The organism is Clostridium sp. SGI.024 (assembly GCF_050315195.1).
In the GTDB taxonomy this organism is placed as follows: domain Bacteria; phylum Bacillota; class Clostridia; order Clostridiales; family Clostridiaceae; genus Clostridium.
This window is the reverse complement of sequence record NZ_JBNPON010000077.1, coordinates 1-12,069: the sequence shown is the minus strand read 5'-3', so window position 1 is coordinate 12,069 and position 12,069 is coordinate 1. Positions and strand designations below refer to the sequence as shown.

The following is a 12,069-nucleotide window of genomic DNA, read 5'->3' as shown; positions in this document are numbered from 1 at the left end:
AATATTAAAAAGGGGGAATCTTTATGAAAAATAGAATAATAAATATAATGGTAAAATCTATAATTTGGGGATTTGTATGGTTTGGGTTAGCTGCATTAATAGGATTTATAATAACTAAAATTTCACCTTATAAAAGTTTTGAAAATATATTATTTATTGAAGGTTTAGTTTTAGTTTTTGGAGGAGTTTTTGCATCTATATCTGGTGATCCTATGGGATTATCTATGCAGGGATTAGGACAAAATAATGCACAATATATAACAAACGCAAACTTGGAAGTAGCAAAAATGGAAAAGGAAAAATCAGGAGCAAAGATTGATATTGGATTTTCATTAAGTACCTTTTCCTTATTAATAGGTGGAATCTTATCTGTTATAATAACATTTTTAATATAAATAAAAATAATAATATGAAATTATTTAAAAAAGTCAATCATATATAGGTTGACTTTTTTATGCTTTAAAGTGAAAGAATATATTAAATAATAAATATTATTGTTTATACTTGCCATAATACTAAAGCTTATAGTATTATTTATTTAATTAAAAGAAAAAATAACAAATGTATTGATAGCATAGATTATGGAGGAAACAATGTTAAATATAGGATGTCATTTATCAACAACGAAGGGTTTTGAAAATATGGGGAAGGAAGCTTTAGAAATTGGTGCTAATACTTTTCAATTCTTCACTAGAAATCCTAGAGGTGGAAAAGCAAAAGATATAGATATTAATGATATGGAAGCTTTATTAAGTATAGCAAAAGAAAATAATTTTGCTACTATATTAGCTCATGCACCATATACATTAAATGCATGCTCAGCAGATGAAAGAACTAGAGAATTTGCAAGAGAAATGATGGAGGATGACTTAAGAAGAATGGAATTTATGCCAAACAATTTATATAATTTTCATCCTGGAAGTCATGTAAAGCAAGGGGTAGAAATAGGGATTAACTATATAGTAGAACTACTAAATAATGTATTAAAAGAAGATCAAACTACAACAGTTTTATTAGAAACAATGGCAGGAAAGGGATCTGAAGTTGGAAGAACCTTTGAAGAAATAGCAGAAATTATATCTAGGGTTGAATTAAAAGATAAGATGGGTGTTTGTTTAGATACTTGTCATGTTTATGATGCTGGATACGATATTGTAAACAACCTAGATGGAGTTTTAGATGAATTTGATAGAATTATAGGTTTAGATAGATTAAAGGCAATACATTTAAATGATAGTAAGAATCCATTTAAAAGCCATAAAGATAGACATGAAAAAATAGGGGAAGGATTTTTAGGATTAGATGCAATAACTAATATAATTAACCATCCTAAGCTTAAACATCTACCATTTTTCCTAGAAACACCAAATGAATTAGATGGATACGCTAAAGAAATAGAGCTATTAAGAAGCAGATATCAAGCATAGCTTGATATTTACTTCTTTCTTGTGTATCATATTTGATAGTTAGAAAGGTGTGTTTTTTTATGGAAGAGTTAATAAAGTCTATTAAGGAAATAGTTAATGAAGAAATAATAAAGGTTGTTATTAGTAATAAATTAAATAAAGAAGTAGAATATAATAAAATTAATGTAGTATTAAAGATAAACAATAAAGGTAAAAAATATTATCAAATAGAAAAGTTTACAGATAAACAAGTTTTTCATGAGAATATTGAATTTAATAATTTAGAAAAAGAATTAATTAAATTAGTAAATAATAATTATAAACAATTATCTGCTTGGTCTAATGATAAAACCTTTGATTTAAAGATATCTAAAAAGGGGAAAGTATTTTTAGGTAAAAAGAAATCAGATAATAAAAATATAAGTAATAAAAGTCATAATAAAGAAAAAAACTATATTTTAAAAGAGGGAATGATAATAGAACCTTTAATAGACTTAGGCGTATTTACTAAAGAAGGTAAAGTTATTAATTCTAAATACGACAAATATAAACAAATAAATAGATTTATTGAAATAATAGACGATGAAATAAAGAAAAAGGATTACAAGGAACTTACTATATTAGATTTTGGTTGTGGTAAATCATACTTAACCTTTGTATTATACTATTATTTTGTTGAAATTAAGAATATAGATGTAAAAATGATAGGTTTAGATCTTAAAGAAGATGTAATAAAAAAATGCAATGAAATTGCTAAAAGATATAAATATGATAATTTACATTTTGAACTTGGAGATATAAATGGTTATAAGTATGAAAATAATGTAGATATGGTAATAACATTACATGCTTGTGATACTGCAACAGATTATGCTTTATATAATGCTATAAAATGGAATGCAAAGATGATATTTTCAGTTCCTTGTTGTCAGCATGAATTTAACTCTCAAATAGAACCAGAAACCTTATCAATTTTTTCAAAATATGGTATAATTCAAGAAAGGGTTTCTGCTCTTATGACAGATGCAGTAAGAGGAAACTTATTAGAGGCAGTAGGATATAAAACTCAACTTTTAGAGTTTATAGATATAGCACATTCACCAAAAAACATATTAATTAGAGCTTCAAAAGGTAAAATTTCTCTAGAAAAGAGAGAAAAAGCTTTAAATGAGGTAAATGCTTTAATTAAAGAGTTTAAGTTTAATCCTACATTATTAGAGCTTTTAAAAACTGATAAATTAATATGACTTGCAATGCTGTGCTTATTTAAGTGCAGCATTTTTACTATATTTTTTGTGACTTAATTACTAAAGCATAGATTAAAATGTATTAATATAAAAGACGAGGGAGGAGAATTATGGATAAAAAACAATTAAAAATTAATATAGAAAGAAAGTTAAATAGTGAGTATATAGCACAAGAAGAATACTTTAGAGAATTGGCAGAATATTTTATTGAAAAAATTGATAAAAATGAAAAAGGAATATTACTTGTAGCTGGTGAGAGAAATACTTTTAAAAAGGCAAGTATTAGGACTACCTTCGAAGTATTAAAAGAAGAGAAGTTAATAGATAATGAAAAATTAGATGAAATTGATTTATCATCTTATAACTTCAATATGGGATATAATGCATTTTTAACAGATTTATATGATGTATTAAATAATTCGTCATCTTATGGTGTAATATTTAAAAATACTGAAAAAGCATCTAATGAAATTTTAAGCTTACTATCTAAGATTTACCCTAATTCATGTTTAAAATTAAAAAATAGATATAAAGTTAAAAATAAGTTTTTAATTGATGCAGATCAAGAAGAAAATAATACAATAAATGAGATAATATGTCATAATAAATTCTTTATATTTATATATAATTATAAAGTGAAAATGGAATTAGACAATTTTATAGAATCTTCACTAAAAAATGCAGATAAGCTTTTATATACAAGAGCCCTTACTGAAAAGGAAAAAAATAATATTATAAGAAAGAAGCTTAATAATGAAATATATAATATTAAAGAGGAATATGGAGTTCAAATACTTTTAGGCTATAAAGAAAATATTAGTGAAAAAGAAAATCAAGGTGTATTTGAATATTTACAAGATTCTTTTAGTAAAAAGGGAAGTTTTGCAATTACAGAATATATAAAATATAGGTTTAGCAATCCTGCTATTAATTTAATAAAGAAAGAAAGTTTAAGCCAAGGTGAAAAAATATTAGTTTATGTAGAAGGTAACGTACTAAAATGTAAAGTAAACAATTCAGTATATAATTTAAATAGATATTCAATACCTATTTTAGAGGAAGTAAAGTATAAGCTTGAATCAATAATAGGATTAAAAGAATTAAAAGAATTCTTATTAAATATAGAAAATAATAACAAGGTTCAAAAAATTAGAGAAAAGCTTGGTTTAAGAACCTCTTATATTTCATTAAATATGATTTTTGCAGGTAATGCAGGTACTGGAAAAACTAATGCAGCAAGAATTACTTATGAATATTTAAATGCTCTTGGATTATTATCAAAAGGAGTGTTAGTAGAAGTAAGTAAAGCTGATTTTATTACAGAAAATATCAATGAAACAGCAAAAAGAACTAACGATATTATAAAATCAGCATTAGGAGGAGTACTATTTATTGATGAAGCCTACTCATTATATGAAGGTGAAAATGATAAAATAGGAAAAGAAATAGTAGATACATTAATAAAAGGAATTGAAGATAATAGAAATAATTTAACAGTTATATTAGCTGGTTATGAAAAAGATATGGAAGAATTTTTGGCTGTAAATCAAGGACTTAAATCAAGATTTCCAAACATTATACACTTTGAAGATTATACACCAGAAGAAATGTATAAAATAGCACTTCAAATTGCAAAATCTAAAGGTTATAGAATTTCTAGGAATGTAAAAAATGATCTTATTGATTTATTTACAAGAAATCAACTTACTGGTAAAAATGATTTAGGAAATGCCAGATTTGTTAGAAATATTATTGAAAATGCAATAATATTTTCTTCAAGAAAGTATTTAAATAATAATAGAAGCGAAATAGATCTTTTAGAAAGAGAAGACTTTAACTTTAAGGCTAATGCCAAATTTGATTTAGAAGAAAAATTAAATAATATCATAGGCTTAGAAGAAGTAAAGAATTTATTAAGAAGTCAGTATAAATTATTAATAGCTCAAGAAAAAAGAAAGTCAGTTGGAGTAAATACAGAAATAGAACAAAATTTGAATATGGTTTTTGCAGGTAATCCTGGTACAGGTAAGACTAGCATTGCTAGATTAGTGGCTGAAATGCTAAATAGTATGGGCTTATTAAAGATAGGACAATTAATTGAATGTGATAGATCAAGTTTTGTTTCAAATATTCCTGGTGAAACTGCTAAAAAGACAGAGGAAAAATTTAAAGAAGCACTTGGAGGAATTTTATTTATTGATGAAGCATATACCCTTGCTAATGATAGTCTTGGACGAGAGGCAATAGAAACTCTTTTAAAGTTAGTAGAAGATTACTCTAAGGAAGTTATAGTTATATTAGCTGGATATGAAGAAGAAATGGAAAATTTCTTTGATGTTAATATAGGACTTAGATCAAGATTTCCATTATGGACAAATTTTGAAGATTATAATCCAAATGAACTACTAGAAATGGCTATTAGATTAATGGAATCAAAAGGATTTAAATTATCTAAAAATGGTTATTCAGCTCTTAAGAAAAGCTTTATAGATATTTATGAAAATTCAGATTCACAATCTGGAAATGGCAGAATGGTGAGAAATTATGTTGAAAATCTAATAAGAGAGCAAAGTATAAGGATAGCAGAAGAGGATACAAGTGTATATGAAATAAATTTAATAACTGCAAGGGATATAGAAAAATTAAATACATCTCAATATGATAATGAATTTGATTTAGAGAAACATTTAAATAACTTAGTTGGAAATGAAGAGGCAAAGAAATTCTTAAGAGAACAATATAAGCTAATTAGGGTAAAAGAAAAGAGAAGAAAACTTGGTTTATCTACTGATATAAATAGATATATGAATATAATTTTCACTGGAGCTATTGGTACAGGAAAGAAAACAGTTTTAAATATTTTTTCAGAGACATTATATAGTATGGGAATAGTAAAAGCTAAAAATATAGTAGAAATAAATAAAGATAATGCTATAGAGTGCATAAATAATAATGCATCCTTTGAAGAATTATTAAATAAACAAATAGGTAAAGTTATTTATATAGATGAAGCAGAATTTTTACTAGAACCTTATTCTAATAAAATAATAAAAGATATAATAAAATTTATGGATAAGAATAGCAATAACACAGTTTTAGCGTTATCTGGTCAAAAAGATTGTATAAGAAAACTTATGTATTTAAATCCAGAACTTAACTATAGGTTTTCATCAATGTTGAACTTTAATGATTATAGTAAAGAGGAATTAATTAATATGGCCTTAGGAATTCTAGAAAGTAAGGGATATATATTAGATGAAAACTCAAGAACAGAATTAACTAATACTATAGGAGAACTTTATATCAATAAGAACTTAACATTAAAGAATGCCCTTATGGTAAAACAATACTTAGATATTTTAATTAGAGAACAAAGTATTAGAATTTGTGATATAAGAATTAATAGCAAAGAAATGAATTTAATAATTACAGAAGACCTTATAAAAAGCAAAGAAAAATTTATTCTAAAAAATATTTATAAATAAAATATTATTCTGAAGTATGAAGAATTATTTCCTTTAGTATAGAAGGAGATAGATATTATGTTCTGGCGACTTGGAGCTTGCGACGGAGCAAAGAATATAATATCTATTTCCTTTTTTTTTATTGGAGTTCTTTAATATTAGTTACATTTATATTTATAGGTTCATTAGGATCATACATAAGATGGCTACCTTTATATGGTTTTCCATCTACTAAAATTATAACTTTATCTACATTATAATTGTAACCATAAGTTAGTGCTAGTGTCTTTAAAGCTGAAGCTTCAGCACCAGAGCCAACTCTAGTTAATATGTTATAATAATTTTTAGATAAGTCAACGGTTAATGTATCACCATTTAATTTTGCAGATTTTACAGATAAATCATCTTTATAGTCAAAAAAATTTTTGCTAGGTATATTTTTAATTTCTTTAGTTAATGCTGTTACTAAAGCACTATCAACTACTTCTATATTTTTATCTTTAAAGTAATAAATATCATCATTAGCGTTATAATAATAAATTCTACAATTTATATTTTTAATATTTGGTTCAGGGGTGCTAGATTCACTAGTATAGGTATCTTTAGAGTAGGCTTTAGCAGAGCTATAATCAACATCAAAATAACCATTAGGTAATTCACCTCTTAAAGAAGTATATAATTCATCATTGAAATATATAGCAACTTTATCTACATTTAAATTATAGCCATAAGTAGCAAGTAAAGATGATAACAAACCACTTTCAGTCGAAGAACCTAAAAGCATTTCGTTTACATAAGATGATGAAAATTTTACTTTTAAAATTCCACTATTTTCATCTAAAGTAGCTGAGGTTATTCCAACCTTGTCAGTTAGATTCAAAAAATTATTATTTGGTGAATATTCTTGTAGTTCCTTAGTCAATGCTTTTATTATTGCCTTATCTTCAATTTCTATTTCTTTATCCACATAGTATAATTCATAATTTACAGTATCAAAATAAAATAGTCTTACTTTTCTCAGAGCTTTAGTTAACTCTTCAGATTCATTTTTTTCTTTCTCATTATTTTCATTCTCATTATTGCTCGTATCCTCAATATTGTTATTATTTGAGCTGTTGGAATTTGGATTATCAGTATTTTTATTGCAACCAATTAATATTATAGAAAAAAATAGAGAGAATAACAAAAGAAAGACTTTCTTTTTCATAAAATCACTTCCTTATTATAATATCATTATATTCTATTAAAATTTTTAGGTATTATTTACAAATATAACATAAAATAATGATAAAATAAATTATAGATACTAAATTATATAGGAGGGCTTATGAAGAAATTTTTTAAATATTTAGGAATAGTAGTATTATTGATAACTTTAGCTTTAGGTGGTTTTGCATTTTTAATTAGAGATAAAATAAAGTTAACAATTAATATACTTAATAAGTATTCAGAATTTGTAGAAGAGTCTAAAGTTTTGTCAGAGATTGATTTTTCAATAAAAGAAGATGTTATTGAAGATTATAGTGAAGTTGAATATAAAAATACAAACGGAGTACCTTTGACATTAGATATTTTTAAGGCTAAAAAGGAGCTTAAAAATGGTTCACCAGTAATTATATATGTTCATGGAGGAAGTTGGGTTTATGGTAATAAAGAAATTCCAAGTGTTATATCGCCATTACTTGATGCTTTTCAAGAAGAAGGGTATACAATAATAAGTACAAGTTATGAACTTATGAGGGGTGAAGAAAATTTTAATAAACAAATAAGTGATGTTAAAGATACTATTAGATGGGTTCATAAAAATAAGGAAGAATATAACTTTAATGAAAATAAAATAGGTATAATAGGAGCATCTTCAGGTGCACATTTATCTTTAATGGCAGCATATAGTGATGATGATGAGTTTGTTGATGATGAAGAACTTAAAAATTATTCATCTTCAGTGAAATATTTAATTGATTTTTTTGGACCGACTGATTTAATGACTTTAGACATGAATAATGTTAATTGGGATTTGCAACAAATTATTAATTCAGTTGAAGATAGAAAAGAAGAAGTTTTAAATAAATATAGTCCTATTAATTATGTAGATAAAAATGAACCAAGCACCTTAATAATTCATAGTAAAAAAGACACTATGGTTCCATACAATAACGCTGAAAAGTTATATGAGAAGTTAATAAGTAAAAATAATAAGGCTAATATAATTACTTTAGAAGGTGCTACTCATGATTTTTCAGAATTTGATATGGAAGAAGTTGTGGCTGTAGGAAGTAAAATGCTAGAGTTTATCCTTAGAAATATGTAATAAGTAGAATATAAAATCTTCCTTTTTTTGTTAAGTTTATAACATAAATTCACTAAATGGGTATAATTATAAGTATGCATTCAATTATTTCATATTTAGTTCATAATACTAAAATATTATATGATTTATAGTTGAAAAATTTAAAAATATTATAGAAAACGTAGTAGGAGGAAAAGCATGTTATCACTAAAAAATATAAAAAAATCCTATATAACGGGTGATTTTAAACAAGTTGCTTTAAATGGGGTAAGCTTAAATTTTAGAGAAAGTGAATTTGTAGCCATATTAGGACCAAGTGGTTCGGGAAAGACTACTTGTCTTAATGTTATAGGTGGTTTAGATAAGTATGATAGTGGAGATCTTATTATTAATGGAAAGTCTACAAGGGAATTTAAGGATTCAGACTGGGATGCATATAGAAACAATAGTATAGGTTTTATTTTTCAAAGTTACAATTTAATAAGTCATTTAAGCATTTTAGATAATGTAGAAATGGGGATGACTTTAAGTGGAATTTCAGCAACAGAAAAACATAAAAAGGCTGTGGAAGTATTAGAAAGAGTTGGACTAAAAGATCATATACATAAAAGACCTAATCAACTTTCAGGTGGACAGATGCAAAGAGTTGCTATAGCAAGAGCTCTTGCTAATGATCCAGATATAATTTTAGCAGATGAACCAACAGGTGCATTAGATACTAAGACTAGTATTCAAATAATGGATCTTATAAAAGATATAGCAAAAGATAAATTAGTAATAATGGTAACACATAATCCGGAATTAGCAAGAGATTATGCAGATAGAATAGTTGAGTTTAGGGATGGTAATGTAATTTCAGACACTAATCCTTTAGAAGAAGAAAAAAGTAATAGCTCTTATAGTCTTAAGAAAACTAGTATGAGCTTTTTTACAGCATTAAAATTATCAGGTATGAACATAAGAACTAAAAAGTGGAGAACATTTTTAACTGCATTTGCTTCTAGTATTGGTATTATAGGAATAGCATTAATTCTATCATTATCTAATGGATTTGACAGGCAAATAGATATATTTGAATCAGATACTTTATCAGGTTTCCCTATTATGATAAGCCAGAAAGCAGCTGAAGTTGATATAAATACAATGATGGAACATAGTAAGGAAATGAGAAAAGAAATGTTAGGAGAGGAAGAAGTAGATTCTAGCAAGTATCCTGACACAGACATAATATATCCTTACAATAGTAAAGAAAATACATTTATTCATACTAATAAACTTACGGAAGAATATGTAAAATATATTGAGGATATTGATGATACATTACTTTCAGGGATTTCATTTACTCGTCTAGTCAACATGAATTTTTTAAAAAGTGACGGAAGTGTAGCAACTCCAATTAATGCTTCAGATTTAAATTTATCTTCCTACCCAATAAAGTTGGATAATAATTCTGAAGGGTATTTAGAAACTTCATATGACTTACTTGCAGGTAGTTATCCACAGACAATGAATGATTTAATTTTAGTAGTAGATGAATATAATAAATTAGATACTGCTGTTTTAGATGCATTAGGAATTGACAGTAATAAAGAAGAAATTAGTTTTAATGATATAGTGGGATATGAAATAAAGGCAATCTTAAATGATGATTATTATAAAAAACTAGGGAACTATTATACTCTAGCAGGAAATCCTAATGATATGAGTGAAATATATAATAATGAAAGAGCTATACCATTAAAGATAACAGGTATTTTAAGGTTGAAAAAGGATGTAACTATTCCAGTATTATCATCAGGATTATCTTATTCAGATGAATTAAGTAAATACTTCATAGAAGATGCTAAAAATTCTGAAGTAGTAAAGGCACAAGAGAAAGTTGACTACAATGTATTTACTGGAGAAAGTTTTAAAAGAGACAGTAATAGAGCAGACTCGAGTAATACAAATACTAAAGAAAATATTCTTGCTTCTATAGGTGCAACTTCAACACCTTATATGATAACTTTATATCCAAAGGACTTTGCTACTAAAGAAGCTATAACAGATTATTTAGATGATTGGAATGAAGATAAAGATAAAGAAGATGTAATTATATATAATGATATGGCTAGTACATTCGTAAGTTTATCAGGTGGAATTATGGATGCAATTACTATGGTATTAATAGCATTTGCAGCAATATCACTAGTAGTTTCATTAATTATGGTTGGAATAATAACTTATATATCTGTTCTTGAAAGAACAAAGGAAATAGGAGTTTTAAGGGCATTAGGTGCAAGGAAGAAAGATATAACTAGAGTATTTAATGCAGAGACATTTATTGTAGGAAGTTGTTCCGGTATTTTAGGAATAGTTATTGCTTATCTTTTAACTTTCCCGACAAATAATATATTATATAAAGTTACTGATTTAAAAGGAGTAGCAGTTTTAAATCCAGTTCATGCTATAATATTAGTAGTTATAAGTGTTGTCTTAACTATGATTGGAGGATCTATACCAGCAGTAATGGCATCAAAAAAAGATCCTGTTGAGGCATTAAGAACAGAATAGTATTAATTAAATAAAATTGGGGCTGTCAAGACAGCCCCATAATTTTGTTTATCTTTCATATAAAAATGTTTTTAGTACTTCAATGATTTTATATATATCATCTTTTGTAACCCAATAATGAGTAACAAATCTCATAAGACCATTTTCAACATCATTAATTTTAATATTATTTTCTAGGAAATATTTAACTAATTCTTTAGTATCTATATTTTTATCTTTAAAGCTAAAGAAAACCATATTAATTTTTAAATTATGTAAATCAACATAAATTTCAGGTATTTTACTTAATTCTTCTGCTAATAATTTTGCATTATCATGGTCTTCCTTTAACCTTTTAGTCATTACTTCTAAAGAAACTATTCCTGCAGCAGCTAAAAAGCCAGCTTGTCTTAAACCACCACCCATTAGTTTTCTCTTTTTTCTTGCTTTATCAATGAAATCTTTACTTCCAGCTAAAATAGATCCAACAGGAGAGCATAAGCCTTTGGATAAGCAGAACATTACAGAATCACAATACTTTGTAATTTCTTTAACATCAACATTAAGAGCAGTTGAAGCATTAAATAATCTTGCACCATCTAAATGAACTGGTAAGTTATATTTTTTAGCTATATCATATACAGCTTTCATATTTTCAATAGATAATACATTACCACTAGAATGAGCATTTTCTACACAAATAAGTGATGTTGAAGGGAAATGAATATCATCATCTTCAAAGCGTATTCTTTTTTCTATTTCATTTGGATTTAACACCCCATTTGGAGCATCTATAGTTCTTAATTGCACACCAGCTATTACAGAGCTTGCCCCAACTTCATGAGCAATAATATGATTAGAATCAGCAATTATTACTTCACTACCTCTTTTGCAGTGAGTGAATAATGCAAGCTGATTTCCAAAGGTTCCACTTGGAACAAATAAAGCAGATTCCATGCCAACAATTTCAGCAGCTAGTTTTTCTAGCTTAATAACTGTAGGATCATCTCTATAGACATCATCACCAACTTCTGCATTAAACATTGCTTCTTTCATAAAAATTGGTTGTTCAGTTACTGTATCACTTCTTAAGTCAATAAATTTCATAATAATACCTCCTTTTTAATACT

The 12,069-nt window shown here is 26.2% G+C and carries 8 protein-coding genes; 6 read left to right on the top strand and 2 right to left on the bottom strand.

Features of this window, described 5'->3' with window-relative positions; genetic code table 11:
* Positions 1-23 precede the first annotated feature (23 nt).
* The 4 genes from ACQRD5_RS15205 (at position 24) to ACQRD5_RS15190 (ending at position 6,138) form a co-directional block, all read left to right on the top strand.
* A complete protein-coding gene (locus ACQRD5_RS15205; protein ID WP_291626788.1) occupies positions 24-395 on the top strand; it encodes a hypothetical protein in 372 nt (123 codons plus the stop codon).
* A gap of 198 nt (positions 396-593) precedes the next feature.
* Positions 594-1,427, top strand: a complete 834-nt coding sequence (locus tag ACQRD5_RS15200; RefSeq protein WP_291626787.1) for a deoxyribonuclease IV — start codon at positions 594-596, stop codon at positions 1,425-1,427.
* 59 nt (positions 1,428-1,486) lie between these two features.
* On the top strand, positions 1,487-2,653 hold the full coding sequence (locus tag ACQRD5_RS15195) for a class I SAM-dependent methyltransferase (RefSeq protein ID WP_427747008.1): 1,167 nt from the start codon (positions 1,487-1,489) through the stop codon (positions 2,651-2,653).
* 110 nt (positions 2,654-2,763) lie between these two features.
* Positions 2,764-6,138 (top strand): AAA family ATPase, encoded by a 3,375-nt coding sequence (locus ACQRD5_RS15190; protein ID WP_320900611.1) that lies wholly within the window; start codon positions 2,764-2,766, stop codon positions 6,136-6,138.
* A gap of 118 nt (positions 6,139-6,256) precedes the next feature.
* On the opposite strand, the gene ACQRD5_RS15185 is transcribed toward ACQRD5_RS15190, so the two are convergent.
* Positions 6,257-7,324, bottom strand: a complete 1,068-nt coding sequence (locus ACQRD5_RS15185; RefSeq protein WP_320900609.1) for a GerMN domain-containing protein — start codon at positions 7,322-7,324, stop codon at positions 6,257-6,259.
* A 120-nt stretch (positions 7,325-7,444) separates the two neighbouring features.
* On the opposite strand from ACQRD5_RS15185, the gene ACQRD5_RS15180 reads away from it, so the two are divergent.
* On the top strand, positions 7,445-8,428 hold the full coding sequence (locus ACQRD5_RS15180; protein ID WP_291626780.1) for an alpha/beta hydrolase: 984 nt from the start codon (positions 7,445-7,447) through the stop codon (positions 8,426-8,428).
* Between the two features lie 177 nt (positions 8,429-8,605).
* Positions 8,606-10,960, top strand: a complete 2,355-nt coding sequence (locus ACQRD5_RS15175) for an ATP-binding cassette domain-containing protein (RefSeq protein ID WP_427747007.1) — start codon at positions 8,606-8,608, stop codon at positions 10,958-10,960.
* 48 nt (positions 10,961-11,008) lie between these two features.
* Here ACQRD5_RS15175 and ltaE read toward each other — a convergent pair whose 3' ends face one another.
* Positions 11,009-12,046 carry a low-specificity L-threonine aldolase gene (gene ltaE, locus ACQRD5_RS15170; RefSeq protein ID WP_320900605.1) on the bottom strand — a complete coding sequence of 346 codons (1,038 nt, stop codon included), beginning with the start codon at positions 12,044-12,046 and terminating at the stop codon, positions 11,009-11,011.
* Positions 12,047-12,069: the final 23 nt, after the last annotated feature.

Bases quoted from the DNA above. Each gene is read 5' to 3' on its own strand.
- ACQRD5_RS15205 (WP_291626788.1), top strand. From the start codon at position 24: ATGAAAAATAGAATAATAAATATAATGGTAAAATCTATAATTTGGGGA.
- ACQRD5_RS15200 (WP_291626787.1), top strand. From the start codon at position 594: ATGTTAAATATAGGATGTCATTTATCAACAACGAAGGGTTTTGAAAAT.
- ACQRD5_RS15195 (WP_427747008.1), top strand. From the start codon at position 1,487: ATGGAAGAGTTAATAAAGTCTATTAAGGAAATAGTTAATGAAGAAATA.
- ACQRD5_RS15190 (WP_320900611.1), top strand. From the start codon at position 2,764: ATGGATAAAAAACAATTAAAAATTAATATAGAAAGAAAGTTAAATAGT.
- ACQRD5_RS15185 (WP_320900609.1), bottom strand. From the start codon at position 7,324: ATGAAAAAGAAAGTCTTTCTTTTGTTATTCTCTCTATTTTTTTCTATA.
- ACQRD5_RS15180 (WP_291626780.1), top strand. From the start codon at position 7,445: ATGAAGAAATTTTTTAAATATTTAGGAATAGTAGTATTATTGATAACT.
- ACQRD5_RS15175 (WP_427747007.1), top strand. From the start codon at position 8,606: ATGTTATCACTAAAAAATATAAAAAAATCCTATATAACGGGTGATTTT.
- ltaE (WP_320900605.1), bottom strand. From the start codon at position 12,046: ATGAAATTTATTGACTTAAGAAGTGATACAGTAACTGAACAACCAATT.